The following is a 17357-nucleotide window of genomic DNA, read 5'->3' on the forward strand; positions in this document are numbered from 1 at the left end:
TAAATTTCTTAAGTTATATCAAATCTTCGGGTTTTTGTAAATCTGGTTAAAGGGCGATCGCATTTTAGGTTCAGCGAATAAGGTCATAATATGCTTTGGTTTTTAATAATCAGAGAAATGTAGTGTATTTGACAAAAAACCATAGGATAAGAGTGTTAGAAAATAACAGGAAAATTGTATAAGCTATAGATTAAGCTATATAAGTAAATAATTTTGAAGAGGAGTTATTAAGTTGAAAAAAATTGAAGCTATTATTCGCCCATTTAAGCTAGATGAGGTCAAAATTGCCCTTGTTAATGCTGGTATTGTTGGCATGACGGTTTCGGAGGTTCGTGGTTTTGGTCGTCAAAAGGGACAAACTGAACGTTATCGTGGTTCTGAGTACACTGTAGAGTTTTTACAGAAGCTCAAAATTGAGATTGTTGTGGATGATGATCAAGTTGATATGGTGGTGGAGAAGGTTGTTCAGGCATCTCGTACTGGAGAAATCGGAGATGGTAAAATCTTTATCTCTCCTGTGGATCAAACCATTCGTATTAGAACTGGGGAGAAAAATTTAGAGGCTATCTAAGTTTACAGTTATTTCTCATGGTGGGCAATGCCCACCTCTTTTTTTTGTTTAACGGAATTTTATCTGACTCAATATGTAGCCAAGACGAGATGGTTTATTTATGTATAAATATCCTAGGAGAGTTTCAAACCCTGTGGCTTGTTGATATATTCCGGGGGCAAGTTTGCGGGGAGATTTTTTGACGGAGTTTCTTCCTCTTTTTACCCATATTCTTTCTTCTTCATCTAATAATGGGTAAATACTTTGTAGGTGTTTTGCTTGACTTTCGGCTCTTACTTGGTGGACTACTTTGTGGTGATGGTCTGCTATTTTTAGGCAGGGTACTAGGTAATGAGTCCTAACGTGGAGTTCATAGATAGCGTCACCGATGTAGGCAAGGGATATGGGGGAAATTTGTTTGAGAGATGATGGAGGTATTGTTGCAAGAGGGTTTTCTTCTCTCACATTGACTACCTCATGGTCATCATTTTCTCTCGAGGGGGACTTAGGTGGCGGTCGTAAATCAATGTCGTTCTGGGTCACAATAACACCGTTATTTTTTTGATTATGATATGTCCGCTAAGGCTTCATCGAGAGAATTTCTTAGATTAAGGAATTTTTCTAATCGCACCATCTTAACGGTTTGAGTAACCCTCGGATTAGTAACAATTTGCATTTTTCCTTTGATGGGTTCGATCGCCTTTACGATGCGAACTAATGCTCCTAAACCAGAACTATCAATAAAGTCGATTTGAGATAAATCGAGAATAATTTGACTAGCTCCTTCTTTTACATAACTCAGGATAACTTTCTGAAATGTGGGCTCAGAAAAAGCATCTAACTGACCTAGTAGGTGAAAAATTTGGCAATTTTTTTTGACTTCACGAGTCCCTCTAAGACTCACTGTCAAGTTTAGTTGTTCGGAAATAGCTACCTCCTTGCTTTTTATGTAGCTCAAGATATTGATAGTTATAGATTATATAACTAAATATCTAGTTAATCACATTTTTACTCCTTAACTCTCATCTTTTTGGTCATTTTCTCAGTTTTCTCTGGGGAATTTTTTTTAAATCTGGCTAAGATGCAAGTATGTTCTGGAGTTTTGTTTGTAAAGTCAAGGTAAAATGAATGGGTTAATTATTTTTTTGTTTTTGTGGGGGGTGTTACATTAGTATTTATGATAATTAATTTTTCCTTGGTTGCTTTTCGTCACAGACTGACTTTTTTTTCTAGTTTGCTAATGTTATGGTTAGGGTTTTCATGGCAAGGGGTGAAGGCTTTACCGCCCCCAGAGGAGATTCCAGAGGAGGTATTGCGCACGGAAATTATTGTGGAAGGGCGATCGCCTTTAGATAATCAACCCCTTTCGGCTCAGGAATACGCCCAATTACAACAATCTTTAAGGGAATCAAAATATTCTCCTGCTCTGAGTGAAGATGTAAGGCACACTGTTTTTTTATTACAATTACTAAAAATATTTAGAACTTTTAATCCTTTATAAAAGAAGTATTTTTTTGCAAAATTATTAAACAGCAATGTCACAATATAATATAATCTATAAAAATATAAGTCTTCCATAATACTTCAATAAAGGGAAAGTTTAACCGAAGAAATTAGACACAATATTTTTGAAAATTATACATGATAATTATATAAAAATTGAGAGAATTATTTTCTTAAAAAAGATAGAAAAAGAAATATATTTGATGTTTTTCTAATAATTTGTTTTTCAAACAATGATTTAGGTCTGCCATATCTAGTTATAGTCAGTAAAATATTAATACAATTAACTGTTCATTATTAATTATTCATTAGTTTGTTATGGATAACCTATCAGATAAAGATATATCCCTTGAATCAGAAGCTACCGCAGGAGAATATAAATCTAATAATTTTTCCGTGGGTATTATCTCTTTAATCATTGGGATAATTTTCACGATAGGGGGAGGATTAGCTTTTTATTTTACCCGTCCTTGTGCCGTGGGGGAATGTTCTTTAATTCCTGAAGCTCAAGAAAGTGTTGATAATTCCTTGCTCAGTATCAATGAGGATATGAGTAAGATTGAGTTGGAAGAATTACAGCTAAATTTGATTGCTGTCAATTTAAGATTAGGTAATATTCCATCATGGTCAAAAAGTTATGATCAAGCCCAAACTTTAATTATTGAAAATCAACTTATAATTGATGATTTAGAGACAATTTTACAGTCTTTACAGTTAAGAGAAAATGCTCAAAATATGAGTGCAGAATTACCTTTATCTATGGATGAATGGACAAGGGTGGAAAATTTTTGGATAGAGGCGATCGCCCTTATTGAATCTATTAATAATCCATTTTTAACACCATGGATAGAGAATAAATTAGAAGAATATAATGATAATTTAGTCGTAGCGAAAGATAGTTTTGAGCAGGAACAAATGGGAGATCAATTACTATCAGAAGTAAAACAAATTGCTCAACAAAATGAGGAATTAAATAATAATATATCCTCCTTAGAAGAACTAAAAATCGTTGAAAGTAATTGGCAAAAGGCGATCGAAAAAGTAAGAGAAATTCCCCTACTCACCACCGCCGAAACAGAAAAAGAAAACCTCCTCGAAGAATATAACCAATATTTAACCCAAATAAGAGCCACCATTAGACAAGAAGAAATCGCCAATAATCTTTATGGGCAAATACAAAATAAAATTATCCAAGCCCAAAACGCCCAAACCAACAACCAATGGACAAACGCTGTTAACTATTGGCAAGAAATTAATAACCTGATTTCCCAATTTCCAGAGGACACATTAAAACAACCACAACTCGAAAGCCTAAAACAAAGCGCCCCTGAAAATTTATCCCAAGCCCAAGAAGAATTGAAACAGGCCATAAATAGAAATAATGCCAGAGAAGAATTGGCAAAAATATGTGAGGGTAGTGGCAAAATTTGTGACTACTCAGTAGAAACCAACCGCATCAAAGTTACTTTAACCAGTGATTATCTCAGAAACATCGCCAGAATTGCGGAACAATCAACCAATGGAGTAAACAACGAAACGGATGTTTTAATTAATCATATTAATCAAGTAGAAAAAAACTATCGTTATCTTAGTTCTAAATATGAAATGCCCTTGGAGGTTTATAACCCACAACAAAAGCTCATAGTTAGATATGATTAAAGAATAAGAAAACTGAACAAAATAACATTATTACAATTCATGTTTTGTAGTGGATGATGCTATAATTACTTGCCTTAAAGCATAGAATATTTAAGTTATTTGAGAAATAAAAATAGAATGTTCAGACTTCAGACAACAAAAAAGAAAATAAAAAGAATTGCGCAAAAAATAAATTTCTCTCCCAGTTGGCAAGGATGTATAGTATTAAGTGTATTTTTGTTGCTTTCCTGTGTTACCTCCGTTTCCGCCCAAGAAACCCTTGCAGAATTAACGGATGCAAGTAAAGAGTTAAAAGTAGGTTTAGATACCTTTTGGGTTGTATTCGCTTCAATTTTAGTAATTTTTATGAATGCCGGTTTTGCCATGTTAGAAACTGGTTTATGTCGGCGAAAAAATGCCGTAAATATGCTCTCTAAAAACTTGATCGTATTTGCTATTTCTACCATTGCTTATTGGGCTGTGGGCTTTGCTCTCATGTTTGGGGATGGTACAGACTTTTTTGGTTTTAGTGGATTTTTTCTGTCTGGGGCGGACAATAGCCCTACCATTAGTGGGGATTACATAGGGGTTTATAGCTCTTTGGGTTCGGTAAATATACCTTTAGCAGCCAAGTTTTTGTTTCAAGTGGCCTTTGCTGGAACCGCTGCCACCATTGTTTCTGGGGCGGTAGCCGAAAGAATTAAGTTTATTGATTTTATTTTATTCAGTGTGTTTTTAGTGGCGATCGCCTATCCCCTTGTGGGAAACTGGATTTGGGGAGGTGGATGGTTATCCAAACTAGGATTCCAAGACTTTGCTGGCTCTACCGTAGTCCACTCTGTGGGGGGATGGGGAGCCTTAACAGGTTCAATTTTATTGGGAGCAAGAAAAGGAAAATACAAACCATCGGGCGGAATTATGCCACTACCAGGTCATAATTTAAGTTTGGCAACCCTAGGTTGTTTCATCCTCTGGATTGGTTGGTTTGGTTTTAATGCCGGTTCAACCCTAGAACTATCCCAAGATATTAGTTATATCGCCCTTACCACCAATCTTGCGGCAGCCTCTGGAGCTATTTCGGCCACCATTATCAGTTGGGTATTAGCAGGAAAACCAGACTTATCTCTCATCATTAATGGAGTTTTATCTGGACTAGTAGCCATCACTGCAGGTTGTGCTTTTGTCAGTTATGGTGACGCTATCATTATCGGTATCATTGGCGGAGCGTTGGTTGTCGTATTTGTTTATTACTTAGATAGCATTAAAATTGACGACCCCGTGGGGGCAGTTTCTGTTCACCTAGTTAATGGTATTTGGGGTACTATTGCGGTGGGTTTGTTTGCCAGTCCTATTGTTTCAGGAGACCCTAATATCAAAGGTTTATTTACCACTGGTAGCATATCTCTATTAGGGGTTCAACTGTTGGGAGTCCTTGCGGTGGGAGCGTTTATGGTGATATATAGTTTTATTATTTGGTCTATCCTCAAGGCTTTATTAGGGTTGAGAGTGTCTGAAGAAGAAGAATACTTTGGTTTGGATATTGGAGAGCATGGTATGGAAGCCTACAATGGTTTTTCGGAAGATGTTAATGAGATTTAAATGATTTTTTTACCTTTCTTTTGATGAAGGGTTCTTTTCGTGGGGGCAAATCAATTTTGCCCTTCCTGACAATTCTTACTTGGGGTAGAAATAGAAAAGTATATCTAGGGGATGGTGAAAAATTCTTTAGGTTTGGGTTAGGCTTCGGGTGTTTAGTGGCGATTCACAATTTTTATATTTTTAAGGCTAATACGAAAGTATTTATTTTGAGTCAATCACTCTTTACCTGAGTTACCGTTATTGGTAACAGTTCTGTTTTGCAGGGTTATGATTTATTCAGCTCACCTTATCTAGTCTTCATTGCCTTGGGGATATTGAACTAAATTAAACCAAAAATTTTCAATTAATTCTACTTGTTGTTTAAAATCTTTCATACTAATAGGCTTAGTTAAATAACAATTTGCCTGTCCTTGATAGCAATCTAAAATATCCCTTTCATCATCAGATGTGCTAAGAATAATTATAGGAATAGTTTTCAAATTATCATCAGCTTTCACTTCTGCTAAAACTTCTTTTCCGTTTTTCCTCGGTAAATTGAGATCTAACAAAATTAAGTTTGATCGTGGTACATCTTCGTAACCCTCTTCTTTCCGTAAAAATGCGATCGCCTCTATGCCATCCTTAACCACATAAAGATTATTGGGCGTCTTAGCCATGGATAACATCTTTCTCATCAAAATAACATCCGTGTGAGAATCTTCCACCAATAAAATATTAATTGCTTCGTCAAATAATTTCATGGATTATATAATTGTCCTAACTTGAGATAAGATTTTTGGGCATAGTAAAATAAAAAGTAGATCCTTTATCCAATTCAGATTTTACCCATATTTTACCACCATGACGAGAAATTATTTTTTGACATAAAGCTAAACCAATTCCAGTACCTTCATATTCATCCTGACAATGTAATCTTTGGAAGATGGTAAAAATCTTTTCTTGATACTCTAAACTAATACCAATACCATTGTCTTTTATGTAAAATAACCAATTACTCTCTTGATTTTCAACTCCTATTTTAATTTCTATTTGTTCATTATTATTAAACTTAAGAGCGTTACTAATTAAATTTAACCATAGGTGGATTAATTGAACTCGATCGCCCTTAATTTCTGGCAATATTTGCACATCTAATTGTATGTTAATATCTTGATAGGATGGAATTACTAAATCGATACTTTCTTGAACTATTTCGTTAAGATCTACTATAGTAAATTGTCTGCGTTGTTGACTAACTTTTGATAACCTTAAAAGGTCTTTAATTAAAATCTTCATTTTCTGAGATGATGAGGCAATGTAGGTCAAATATTCCCTTGCCGTCTCCTCAAATTGAGCAGAATATTCCTCTATTAAAATTTCTGCAAAACTGGTAATAGTTCTTAAAGGCTCTTGCAAATCATGGGATGCCACATAGGCAAATTGTTCTAATTCTTCATTAGAGCGTTTTAAATCTCGATTGGAGGTAATGAGTTTCGCTTCTATTTTTTTACGCTCTTTAATCTCATTTTCTAGTTGGATATTGATTTTATTTAATTTCTCTGGACTAGGAAGGGCAAGGGCAAGGGGGATGACAGAAGATAGTTCAAAGGCAGTAAGTAAAGATATTATGGCGCAGAAAATTTTGATAATTCCCGATAACCAGTACAAAGGATACCAAAGAGTAACAATAGCCACTAGATGGGTAATACCGCAACTAACAATAAACAAACTAAATAAGATAAATATTCTTGAAAAGGGTACATCTTCTCTTTTTTGAACAAAATAAAGTAGTGTAATAGGTATAGAAAAATAGGCGATCGCAATGAGAAGATCTGCCATAACATGAAAAGAGACTAATTCTGGTTGCCACAAATAACAGTGTCCATGGGGGACATAACCATTACCAGAAAATATTTTTTCCATAAGACTTTGCATAGTAATAAATAGTTAAGGAGTGGTCATAGTCTATTTTCGTTAGATGATCTAGGGAGAGGAATATAATATCGTCATTTAATAGTACAAGAATCGAAATAAATAAAATAGCTCTAAAGATACAAAATATAAATCAGTATTTGTAACTATAAAAAAAGAGTTTTTTAAAATTTTATTAAAGTTTTGTTAACAGGTTTTGGTCACTAAACCTTAGTTTTACTAAACTATAGCGAAAATAATTATTAATTTGCTTGAGCAAAAATACGTAATAACCTTATCAGTATATTTATGGGGTAATATCGCAAATTTTTGTAAAAAAAAACCTCACCACTAAGTGAGGTAAAAAATCAAAATATAAAAATAATGGTTAGGGAGCGCTGAATTCGTAAAGAGAGAAAAGGCAGAAAGAAGTGAATTATTATTAAATTTTGATCATCCCATTGTGCCAAAACTCTACTTTTTCAGCATCTCCTCCTTATTTGCTCTCTAAATCAGTAACAGCGCCAAGACTACTAGAAGATACTAATTTGGCGTATTTCCCAAGGATACCTCTACGGTAACGAGGTTCGGGGGGTTGCCAATGCTGACGGCGACTATTTAATTCTTCTTCGGGGACGTTTATTTGTAATAGTTTTTGTTTGGCATCGATGGTGATGCTGTCTCCTTCCTTCACGAGGGCAATATTTCCACCCACGGCAGCTTCAGGGGCAACGTGTCCTACGACTAAACCATAAGTACCACCAGAAAAACGTCCATCGGTGATTAAGCCGACTTTGTCGCCTAATCCAGCACCGATAATGGCGGAAGTGGGAGCTAACATTTCTCGCATACCAGGGCCGCCCACAGGGCCTTCATTACGAACAATTATTACATCTCCAGCAACAATTTTTCCTGCGAGGATGGCATCAAGACATTCTTCTTCGGATTCAAATACCCTAGCAGGACCAGTAATAACGGGGTTTTTAACACCGCTAATTTTGGCCACAGAGCCTTCATAGGCAAGGTTTCCTTTAAGGATAGCAAGGTGTCCTTCTTTGTAGAGGGGGTTATCCCATTGGCGGATAACCTCTTGATTGGTGGGGGGGGTGTCGGGAATGTCTGCCAAAACTTCAGCGATGGTTTGTCCGCTGATGGTGAGAGCATCCCCATGGAGTAGGCCATTAGCTAGTAACATTTTCATTACTTGAGGGATTCCCCCTGCTTTGTGTAAATCCACAGTGACATAGCGTCCTGATGGTTTTAAATCACAAATGACGGGTACTTTTTGACGGATGGTTTCAAAGTCATCGAGGGTTAATTCTACGCCGATGGTATTGGCGATCGCCAATAAATGTAGTACAGAATTAGTAGATCCCCCCACCGCCATAATAACGGCGATCGCATTTTCAAAAGCCTTACGGGTGAGTAAATCCTTCGGTAAAATTTGCTTACGGATAGCATTAACCAAAGCCTCCCCAGATTTCTGGGTACTTTCCACCTTCTCATAATCTTCCGCCGCCATGGTAGAAGAATAAGGCAAACTCATGCCCATGGCCTCAAAAGCAGAAGACATGGTATTAGCCGTAAACATACCACCACAAGAGCCAGCACCCGGACAAGCATTTTTTTCCACCGCTGTCAACTGGGCTTCATCTATTTTTCCAGCGCTATACTGCCCTACCGCCTCAAAAGCACTAACTACCGTTAAATCTTCCCCATTGAGACGACCAGGTTTAATAGTACCACCATAGACAAAGATAGCAGGAATATTCATTCTTGCCATGGCAATCATCGCCCCAGGCATATTTTTATCACAACCACCGATGGCAATTACCCCATCCAGACTTTGTCCTTTGCATACCGTCTCGATAGAATCCGCAATCACATCCCTAGACACAAGAGAATATTTCATCCCCTCAGTACCCATAGAAATACCATCACTAATGGTAATGGTACCAAACATCTGAGGCATTCCTCCCGCCTCCTTGATACTCTTTTGAGCCTCTATGGCAAGATCATTTAAACCCATATTACAAGGGGTAATAGTGCTATAACCATTAGCAACCCCCACAATAGGCTTAGTAAAATCATTATCACCAAATCCTACCGCCCTGAGCATCGCTCTATTAGGCGCCCTTTGTACTCCCTTCGTAATCGATTGACTTTTAAGATTCTCTGTCATTATCTCTAAAAATGTTAGATTGAATACTATTATTTTCTCATGTTCTGAAATACAGTCGCTATTTTAGCGGCAATATCTTTCAAGACTCTACTCTTGTCTGTCTTAACCGTTGATGAATTTTAGCCAAATACCACATATAATCATCAATTTCACATTTTATCGCTTCGTTGATATGAAAACGAGATTTTTCTATGTTACTAGCAATAGTTTTCCCTACTTCGAGGATAGGAATTTCCCCCCGATGGGCTTCATAAAACAACCCTAGATATAGATGAGTATAAAGATTATCCCGCAAGGTATTTGTTTTTTCCGAGAGTAACAAATTTTCGGGGGAATAATGACCAGCAAACACCTGATATATTTTTCTCATCACGGGGCGAGGATCATATTTTACTGGTAAAAGACATTGTTGAGCTTCTTTTATTCCTTCTAATTGGGCAATACAAAGAAAGTGCCAAATAGTTTCTTCTACATCCTGAGAGTTAACGCTTAAGTCTATTTCAAACTGTCTTGCCCCTTGGGCATATTTACCTAAATAATAATAAGATAAACCCCTTTGCCAGAGATAGGGGGTTAGTTGAGGGTTTAATTCTTCGGCCTTGTTGTAGTCTCTAAGAGATTCCACCATCCTACCTAGTTTAAAATAGGTCATACCACGGTGAATATAATTACGAGCATCGAAGGGGTGAATACGTAATTTTTTATTCTGGCGAATTAATTCCTTTTCTAATTCATAGTTGTTATTCATTCAAGTACCTATTTTATAAGGCTTTAGCTTTATCTTTTTTTACTTTTTAAGGGGTAAATATTTACTATAAAAAACACTTTTGACGATCGCACTCTACTTTTTTGAAAAGAGTTAAAAATAAGGTAAAAAATACAATCTAACCGTTAAAGAGTCTTTTTTAACAATTTAATTAATGATACCGATAAAAATATTGAGAAGATTTACATAAATCAGTATATCATTATAAGCAAAATTATTAATATCAACTAGTGTAGTGTTGAGGAGAGCGAAAAAGTGAATACCATAGATCTAAACGGCAAACCATTTCATTTTATCGGCGTTGGTGGTATCGGTATGTCTGCCCTCGCCCATGTGTTGGCAAAAAGAGGTATTCCGATTTCAGGCTCAGATCTCAAATCTACTCATATTACTGAGCGTTTACAGTCCATGGGAGCAAAGGTTTTCTTCACCCAAGAAGCCAGTAACCTAGATCAATTGTACCATCTTCATGGAGCAAAAGCACACAAAAATCTTCAGGTAGTATGTTCTACTGCCATAAATGAGAATAATTCAGAATATCAAGGGGTAATAGAAAAAGGCTACCCTGTGTTTCATCGCTCTGATTTATTAGCCGCCCTCATCAAAGATTATCACAGCATTGCAGTGGCTGGAACCCACGGAAAAACTACCACCAGTAGTATGATTGGTTATATGTTACTTAAGTGTAAATTAGATCCTACGGTCATTGTGGGCGGTGAAGTGAGCGCTTGGGGAGGTAATGCGAGGTTAGGGGATAGTGATTTATTGGTGGCGGAAGCTGATGAGTCTGATGGCTCTTTGGTCAAACATTCTCCCGCTATGGGTATCATTACTAATATTGAATTGGATCATCCTGATCATTACAAAGATTTAAGTCAGTTAGTAGATATTTTTAATCAATTTAGTTCTCAGTCAGATATAACCATCGCTTGTATTGATTGTCCTGTGGTGAAGGAGAATATTAAAGCTGACATTACCTATAGCATTAATCCAGACTCTGGCGCAAATTATATCGCCACTAATATTGTTCATAAGCCCGAAGGTTCTCAGGCTCAAGTATGGGAAAATGGGGAATTATTAGGGGATGTATCTTTGCTATTATCGGGAAATCACAATATTAGTAATGCCCTAAGTGCGATCGCCATTGGACGTAAACTAGGAGTTGATTTTGCTACCATTGCCGAAGCCCTATCCAGTTTTGACGGGGCAAAAAGACGCTTTGAGTATAGGGGAAAATTTCAGGGGGCTACCCTCATCGATGACTATGCCCACCACCCTAGCGAAATCCGTTGTACCCTTGAGGCGGCCCGTACCAGACTACCTCAATATGATGCCAGTCGTGTGGTGGCTATTTTTCAGCCCCATCGTTATAGTCGCACCGAGACATTTTTAGATGACTTTGCCCAATGTTTTAAGTCTGCAGATGTAGTCATCTTGACAGATGTTTACAGTGCGGGGGAGAAAAATGAAACAGGCATTACTGGACAGACACTGGCACAAACCATGGAAAAATACCATAATAAAGTGTTGTATCATCCCGAATTGTCTTCTTTGAAAGATTTTCTGACAGATTTTCTTCAACCCCAAGATTTAACCTTATTCCTAGGGGCAGGAAACCTTAACCAAGTAATACCTCAACTCTTACCCGTTGAGGAAGAATCATTATTGGTGGCCTAACTCTTTCCTTGCCCTTATGGGGCTTTTATCTTCTCCTTTTTTGTAATTTAGCTTAATAATTGTTGTGTAAAATGGCGATCGCACCTAATCAACCCATCTCCGACTCCCTTACCAATCCCGTCACCCTCCCTCATACAGACTGCGTAATTCATCAAAAAGTTCACCTTGCCCCCTACACATCCTATCGAGTGGGGGGAAAAGCTCAATGGTATGCCGAACCTAAGGCATGGCAAGACATTCAAGAAGTGTTTCATTGGGTTGACAAACAGCAAATTCCTTTTACCTGCCTTGGTAAAGGTTCAAATTTACTCATTTGTGATGGTGGTATCGAAGGATTAGTCCTCAACACCCGTCACCTCAATCAATACACCGTGGATGAAACTAACCAAACCATTACCGTCGGGGCTGGTTATTCTTTGCCCAAACTAGCTTGGCAAGTAGCCAAAAAAGGCTGGGAAGGACTGGAGTGGGCAGTGGGCATCCCCGGCACTCTTGGGGGCGCTGTGGTTATGAATGCAGGGGCGCATAAGGGCTGTATGGCTGATGTTTTAGTAAAGGCGATCGTTGCTTACCCCGATGGTACTATCAAAGAATTATCAGGCAAAGAATTACAATATTCCTATCGCACCTCCAGACTACAAAAAGAATCGGCCCTTGTTTTGAGTGCTACCCTTAAATTAAGTGCCACTTCCACCAGAGAAAGTGTCATGGAAATCACAGGTAACAATTTTAAACACCGTAAACAAACTCAACCCTACGACAAGCCCAGTTGTGGTAGTGTTTTTCGTAATCCTCAACCCCAAGCTGCGGGATGGTTAATCGAACAAATTGGCTTAAAAGGCTACCAAATTGGAGGGGCGCAAGTAGCCCATCGCCATGCTAATTTTATTCTTAATGGAGGAAATGCCACGGCAGGGGATATTTATAACTTAATTAGCCATGTCCAAGAGCAAGTTCAAAATAGTTGGTCAATTTTGCTTCATCCTGAAGTTAGAATGTTAGGGGAATTTTAGTTAATTTTTCAGCGCACCCTAAATATTAATAGTCTTTTTTTCCTTACTTGCTTTTTCTAATAAAGAATCAGCGAAGGCGAGGGCTTCGGTGGCAGAATGTCCTCCCGTAAGTTCGGCTAATTCGTCACGACGGGCATTTTGTTCGTGAAGGGGGGTAATTTTAACGATGGTACGAATATCTTTGACATCTTTATCCCCTTTGGTGAGGTGTTTTGATACCCTAAAATGATTATCTGCCATGGCAGCGACGAGGGGTTGATGGGTGACACAGATTACTTGATGTTGTAGGCTTAATTTATGTAGTTTATGGGCGATCGCCTGTGCTACTTTTCCTGATACCCCTGCATCAATTTCATCGAAAATAAGGGTTTTGGGATCAACTTGAGTACCCGAAAAACAAGACTTGAGAGCCAAAAGAAAACGACTCATTTCCCCCCCTGAAGCTGTCATGGCTAGGGGTTGTAAATCTTCTCCTGGGTTCGGGCTAAAATAATATTCTATTTGATCACAGCCTGTTATGGTGGGTTTGGTGGGGGTTAAACGACACTCGAATTGTACCTTTTCCATGCCCAAGGGTTTTAACTCTGAGGTGAGTTGTTTTTCCAGTTTAGAAGCGGCTGCGGTGCGCAGTGCGGTTAATTTTTGGCACAAATCGAGAGTTTTGGTGTTGATTTGCTCATACTCTGCCTCTAACTCCTCAATGGAGCGCTCATTGCTTTCTAGTTGTACTAATTCTTCTTTTAATCCTTGGTGATATTTAATCACTTCTGCTAAACTAGGACCATATTTGCGACAAATACGCTTAAGAGTCCTAATTCTTTCTTCTACCTCCTCCAATCTATCGGGATCTCCTTCTAACGAAGAACCATAGCTATGGATTTGATGTCCAGCTTCGACGATTTGATTGAGCGCCCCTTGTACCATTTCCAAAATACTGGTTAACTCTTTATCGTAGTTAGCCATATCAATTAATACGGCTTCAGCTTTGCCCAGAATATCAGCGGTGGCATTTTCTTCGGTTTCACTCTGATATAAAAGGTTATAGGCTTGGTAGCTTAACTGTTGTAATTCTACCACGTGGGTAAGGCGATCGCTCTCTATTTCCAATTGTTCCAACTCATCGGCATCCCTTAGGTGAATACTATTCAACTCCTTAATCTGATGCTTTAGTAAGTCTAACCTTTGCAGTCGTTGTTGTTCCGATTGACGACGGGCGATGAGGGCTTGATGGGCGTTATCCATTTCCACAAAGGCTTCTGTTACCAGTTTTCTTTGGCTTAACAGTTTTTTACCCCCATAAGCATCTAACAAATCCCTTTGGGTAGCCGTGGCGAATAATTCCCCTGTTTCCCCTTGTACCGTAATTTCTAAGAGGCGATCGCGCAGAGCTGTGATAACCTGTTTATTAACTATTACCCCATTGACTCGGCTACGGGAGCGAAAATTACCTTTTTTAAACGTCAAATCCCGACTACATATCACCGTGCCATCGTGGAAAGAATCTAATTCTTGCTCATCCAACCATGCTTCCAAATTAGAATTGCTGTGGAAAGTCGCTTCTACTATGGCCTTTGTTTCCCCATTACGAATCATACGATTACTTGCCTTGCCCCCCAACACCACATCAATGGCATCTAAAATAATCGATTTTCCAGCGCCCGTTTCCCCCGTCAAAACGCTTAATCCTTGTCCTAACTCTAAATCTAAATGATCAACTAAGGCAAAATTATCAATACGAATGGAAATTAACATTAAATTAGATCTACTATTCTATATACATCATAAGGGCGATCGGCAATTTCATGATTTTACTCTCATCACCAAGAAAATTCCATATTCAGTTGACGAAACATCGCCCGTATAAGATGATCAAGGAATATTGCAACAAAAATTAACAATGACCAAAAAGTATAACGTATATGGCATGGGTAATGCTCTGGTGGACATGGAGTTTGAAGTCACCCCAGAATTACTCAGCCAACTAAAAATCGATAAAGGTGTTATGACCTTAATGGACGAAACCCAACAAAAACACATAATAGAACAACTACCACCCCCTTGTAAACAAGCCTGTGGAGGTTCGGCCGCTAACACCTTAGTCGCCATCAGTCAACTAGGGGCAAAAGGTTTTTACTCTTGCAAAGTAGCCCATGATGATAGCGGTGCATTCTATCTCCAAGACTTACTCGATTGTGGTTTAGATACCAACCTTAGTCAAGATAACCGCCCAGAAGGCATTACAGGAAAATGTCTCGTATTAGTAACCCCCGATGCCGATCGCACCATGAACACATTTTTGGGCATTACAGGGGATTTAAGCCAGAATGAATTAAACAAAGAAGCCATCAAAGATTCCCAATATCTCTACATCGAAGGATATTTAGTATCATCCCCTACCGCATTACAAAGCGCCATAGAAGCCAAAAAAATAGCCCAAGAAGCGGGGGTAAAAGTAGCCTTTTCTATCTCCGATGCCAACATGGTTAATTTTTTCCGTGAAGGGGTTGACAAAGTTATCGGAGAAGAAGGAGTCGATTTACTTTTTGCCAACCAAGACGAAGCCTTTAAAATGGCTAATACAGAGGATTTAAATGTTGCCGTTGATTACTTCAAAACCATCGCCAAAACCTTCGCCATTACCCTCGGCAAAAAAGGCTCATTAATATTTGATGGAGAAAAACTGATAGAAATTCCTGCCAATCCTGTTACAGCAGTCGATACCGTAGGGGCAGGGGATATGTATGCAGGATGTATTCTCTATGGCATCACCAATGGCTTAGACTGGCAAACGGCGGGAAAACTTGCCTCCCTCGCCTCCGCCAAATTAGTCACCAGTTTTGGCCCTAGATTAGCTAATGAGGAATTACAAGCAATTTTAGATGAAGTTAGAAAATAATTACAATTTTATCTTAAATATCTTTTAACAAGGGGTTTAAACCCCTTGCCTCTATTTTGACGTTAAACCATCACAGTTTTTGACAAATCCACCTGAGATAAATTTGCCCACCTTAAATCAGCATTATTTAGGGTTGCATTGTCTAAATTAGCACCAACTAAATATGCTTTGGCTAAATGGGTATTAACCAATTGAGCATGACTAAGATTTGTTTTATAAAGATAAGCCCCCATCAGTTCGGTTTCATAAAGATTTGCATAGCTTAGATTCGATTCATTGAGAGTACAACCAATCATATTTGCCTCACTTAAATTGGCTCTATTTAAATTTGCTTGGATGATATAAGATTCTCTTAAATTAGCTAGTCTTAAATTAACTCCAATGAGATTACATTGACTTAAAATTGTTCCTCTTAAATCTGCAAAACGAAGACTACTGCCGATAAGATTGGCATTACTTAAATTACAATGACTTAAGTTTACTTTCTCCAGATTCATGTTGCTCAGGTTTACTCCTGAAAGATCAATTTTTTGATTATTTTCTGGGTTTAATTGTCTTAATTGATTCCATTTATCTATGTCTCTTTTTAAAAGTTTCCAGTTAACTTCTTTACTCATACTAAAAAGTAATAATTGATGGTGGATAATTAATAGTTAAAAATTACTTGACAGTTTATTTAGGGTCAATATTTTTGTACTCTTTAAGTAAGTGGGCATAATGAAATCGATTTAGGCAAGGGGTTTGAACCCCTTGTTCATAAGAGTCTTAATAAAATAAGAGCTATAATTAATTTCGCCAACCTACTTAAACACAATAACCTATCTATTATTCTTCGATGCCCTTCAAACTTCCTCTACCCCCCATGGACTCAATGGCAGTAAGGGCAGCCGCAGCACCTGCTTTTATATCTCTTTCTGCACCCCCTAGATAGAGTCTGCCAAAACTACCCACTGCTTGTACATTTAAAATATTAATTAAGGCCGCTTTTTCTGCTTCGTTGGCCGCAAGGGCTGCATAAGCCGCTGGTTGCACTTCTAATACATATAGGGTTTCTCCTGCCAAAAGCATTTGCCCCCTACGGTTACGGTTAATAATTTGTGCCTGATAAGGATCAATATTACGAATAATTTGACTAGAGACAACTTTAGGTTTGAGAGAGTCTTCCCTTTTTACCCCCAAAGCATCTAAAATTGCTCTACCAGCGGCTTTGGTTTCCCCTTGATTGGTGGCATGGATTTCTAATAAACCATATAATCTTTCTACAAATTGAACTCCAGGGCGCACGACAGCTGACTTGAGGGCAACATCGGTAATGCGGTTAATTTCGATGCCGGGGGATATTTCAATCCACAAAGAAGCGTCTCCTGGTAGGGGTAAAAATCCGAGGGCTACTGTGCCAATATACGCAGCGTGTTGGGGTTGTAATCGATCTAAATATACATAACTACGTAATTCGACGCCCATTTTTTCCTTCTACTTCTGTGCAAGTCAACAGTGATAAATTATACAGGAGTTTGAGACTCTCTGGGTAAATGGTTGGGGTTGCCTGTGGAGATGGGTAAGTTTGATTTTTTTTGATTAATTGTTCATGATAAGCAAATTGGGGATGAACTATTTTGTTACTCTCATGGGGTAGTTGATAT

16 protein-coding genes are annotated in these 17357 nt (G+C 38.0%); 7 read left to right on the forward strand and 9 right to left on the reverse strand.

Annotated features, from left to right (window positions below):
• Window positions 1-232: 232 nt before the first annotated feature.
• Window positions 233-571, forward strand: coding sequence for a P-II family nitrogen regulator (locus AA637_RS09610; RefSeq protein ID WP_069789602.1), 339 nt, complete (start codon window positions 233-235; stop codon window positions 569-571).
• Between the two features lie 48 nt (window positions 572-619).
• Here the strand turns inward: AA637_RS09610 and AA637_RS09615 are convergent, their stop codons facing one another.
• Window positions 620-1093: a Mini-ribonuclease 3 gene (locus AA637_RS09615; RefSeq protein WP_446682583.1), complete on the reverse strand. Its 474-nt coding sequence runs from the start codon at window positions 1091-1093 to the stop codon at window positions 620-622.
• Window positions 1094-1115: 22 nt separating this feature from the next.
• Window positions 1116-1454 (reverse strand): STAS domain-containing protein, encoded by a 339-nt coding sequence (locus tag AA637_RS09620; RefSeq protein WP_069789603.1) that lies wholly within the window; start codon window positions 1452-1454, stop codon window positions 1116-1118.
• A gap of 273 nt (window positions 1455-1727) precedes the next feature.
• Between AA637_RS09620 and AA637_RS09625 the strand changes: the two genes are divergently transcribed.
• The 3 genes from AA637_RS09625 (at window position 1728) to AA637_RS09635 (ending at window position 5290) form a co-directional block, all read left to right on the forward strand.
• The gene (locus AA637_RS09625) at window positions 1728-2051 is read left to right on the forward strand and encodes a hypothetical protein (RefSeq protein WP_446682584.1); all 324 of its coding nucleotides are present in this window, start codon (window positions 1728-1730) and stop codon (window positions 2049-2051) included.
• 320 nt (window positions 2052-2371) lie between these two features.
• Complete coding sequence (locus AA637_RS09630; RefSeq protein WP_446682585.1) at window positions 2372-3712, forward strand: hypothetical protein; 1341 nt, start codon at window positions 2372-2374, stop codon at window positions 3710-3712.
• A gap of 147 nt (window positions 3713-3859) precedes the next feature.
• Window positions 3860-5290, forward strand: a complete 1431-nt coding sequence (locus AA637_RS09635; RefSeq protein ID WP_446684565.1) for an ammonium transporter — start codon at window positions 3860-3862, stop codon at window positions 5288-5290.
• A gap of 290 nt (window positions 5291-5580) precedes the next feature.
• On the opposite strand, the gene AA637_RS09640 is transcribed toward AA637_RS09635, so the two are convergent.
• The 4 genes from AA637_RS09640 to AA637_RS09655 form a co-directional block, all read right to left on the reverse strand.
• Window positions 5581-6030, reverse strand: coding sequence for a response regulator (locus tag AA637_RS09640; protein WP_446682586.1), 450 nt, complete (start codon window positions 6028-6030; stop codon window positions 5581-5583).
• Between the two features lie 16 nt (window positions 6031-6046).
• Window positions 6047-7192, reverse strand: a complete 1146-nt coding sequence (locus AA637_RS09645) for a sensor histidine kinase (protein ID WP_446682587.1) — start codon at window positions 7190-7192, stop codon at window positions 6047-6049.
• A 484-nt stretch (window positions 7193-7676) separates the two neighbouring features.
• Complete coding sequence (ilvD, locus tag AA637_RS09650) at window positions 7677-9362, reverse strand: dihydroxy-acid dehydratase (protein ID WP_446682588.1); 1686 nt, start codon at window positions 9360-9362, stop codon at window positions 7677-7679.
• A 79-nt stretch (window positions 9363-9441) separates the two neighbouring features.
• Window positions 9442-10110, reverse strand: a complete 669-nt coding sequence (locus AA637_RS09655) for a tetratricopeptide repeat protein (protein ID WP_446682589.1) — start codon at window positions 10108-10110, stop codon at window positions 9442-9444.
• Window positions 10111-10383: 273 nt separating this feature from the next.
• On the opposite strand from AA637_RS09655, the gene murC reads away from it, so the two are divergent.
• Both murC and murB read left to right on the forward strand, forming a co-directional pair.
• Complete coding sequence (murC, locus tag AA637_RS09660; protein WP_446682590.1) at window positions 10384-11805, forward strand: UDP-N-acetylmuramate--L-alanine ligase; 1422 nt, start codon at window positions 10384-10386, stop codon at window positions 11803-11805.
• Between the two features lie 71 nt (window positions 11806-11876).
• Window positions 11877-12818 carry a UDP-N-acetylmuramate dehydrogenase gene (gene murB / locus AA637_RS09665; RefSeq protein WP_446682591.1) on the forward strand — a complete coding sequence of 314 codons (942 nt, stop codon included), beginning with the start codon at window positions 11877-11879 and terminating at the stop codon, window positions 12816-12818.
• Window positions 12819-12836: 18 nt separating this feature from the next.
• Here murB and recN read toward each other — a convergent pair whose 3' ends face one another.
• Window positions 12837-14570, reverse strand: a complete 1734-nt coding sequence (recN, locus tag AA637_RS09670) for a DNA repair protein RecN (protein ID WP_446682592.1) — start codon at window positions 14568-14570, stop codon at window positions 12837-12839.
• A gap of 145 nt (window positions 14571-14715) precedes the next feature.
• On the opposite strand from recN, the gene AA637_RS09675 reads away from it, so the two are divergent.
• Window positions 14716-15714 (forward strand): adenosine kinase, encoded by a 999-nt coding sequence (locus tag AA637_RS09675; protein WP_446682593.1) that lies wholly within the window; start codon window positions 14716-14718, stop codon window positions 15712-15714.
• A 62-nt stretch (window positions 15715-15776) separates the two neighbouring features.
• Here AA637_RS09675 and AA637_RS09680 read toward each other — a convergent pair whose 3' ends face one another.
• A complete protein-coding gene (locus AA637_RS09680) occupies window positions 15777-16331 on the reverse strand; it encodes a pentapeptide repeat-containing protein (protein ID WP_446682594.1) in 555 nt (184 codons plus the stop codon).
• Window positions 16332-16539: 208 nt separating this feature from the next.
• Entirely contained in the window at window positions 16540-17178 is a 639-nt protein-coding gene (locus tag AA637_RS09685; protein ID WP_446682595.1) for a hypothetical protein, read from the reverse strand.
• Window positions 17179-17357: the final 179 nt, after the last annotated feature.

The sequence above is a fragment of the Cyanobacterium sp. HL-69 genome (assembly GCA_002813895.1).
Classification (GTDB): domain Bacteria; phylum Cyanobacteriota; class Cyanobacteriia; order Cyanobacteriales; family Cyanobacteriaceae; genus Cyanobacterium.

Bases quoted from the DNA above. Each gene is read 5' to 3' on its own strand.
- AA637_RS09625 (WP_446682584.1), top strand. From the start codon at position 1,728: ATGATAATTAATTTTTCCTTGGTTGCTTTTCGTCACAGACTGACTTTT.
- AA637_RS09630 (WP_446682585.1), top strand. From the start codon at position 2,372: ATGGATAACCTATCAGATAAAGATATATCCCTTGAATCAGAAGCTACC.
- AA637_RS09640 (WP_446682586.1), bottom strand. From the start codon at position 6,030: ATGAAATTATTTGACGAAGCAATTAATATTTTATTGGTGGAAGATTCT.
- AA637_RS09645 (WP_446682587.1), bottom strand. From the start codon at position 7,192: ATGGAAAAAATATTTTCTGGTAATGGTTATGTCCCCCATGGACACTGT.
- ilvD (WP_446682588.1), bottom strand. From the start codon at position 9,362: ATGACAGAGAATCTTAAAAGTCAATCGATTACGAAGGGAGTACAAAGG.
- AA637_RS09655 (WP_446682589.1), bottom strand. From the start codon at position 10,110: ATGAATAACAACTATGAATTAGAAAAGGAATTAATTCGCCAGAATAAA.
- murB (WP_446682591.1), top strand. From the start codon at position 11,877: ATGGCGATCGCACCTAATCAACCCATCTCCGACTCCCTTACCAATCCC.
- recN (WP_446682592.1), bottom strand. From the start codon at position 14,570: ATGTTAATTTCCATTCGTATTGATAATTTTGCCTTAGTTGATCATTTA.
- AA637_RS09675 (WP_446682593.1), top strand. From the start codon at position 14,716: ATGACCAAAAAGTATAACGTATATGGCATGGGTAATGCTCTGGTGGAC.
- AA637_RS09680 (WP_446682594.1), bottom strand. From the start codon at position 16,331: ATGAGTAAAGAAGTTAACTGGAAACTTTTAAAAAGAGACATAGATAAA.
- AA637_RS09685 (WP_446682595.1), bottom strand. From the start codon at position 17,178: ATGGGCGTCGAATTACGTAGTTATGTATATTTAGATCGATTACAACCC.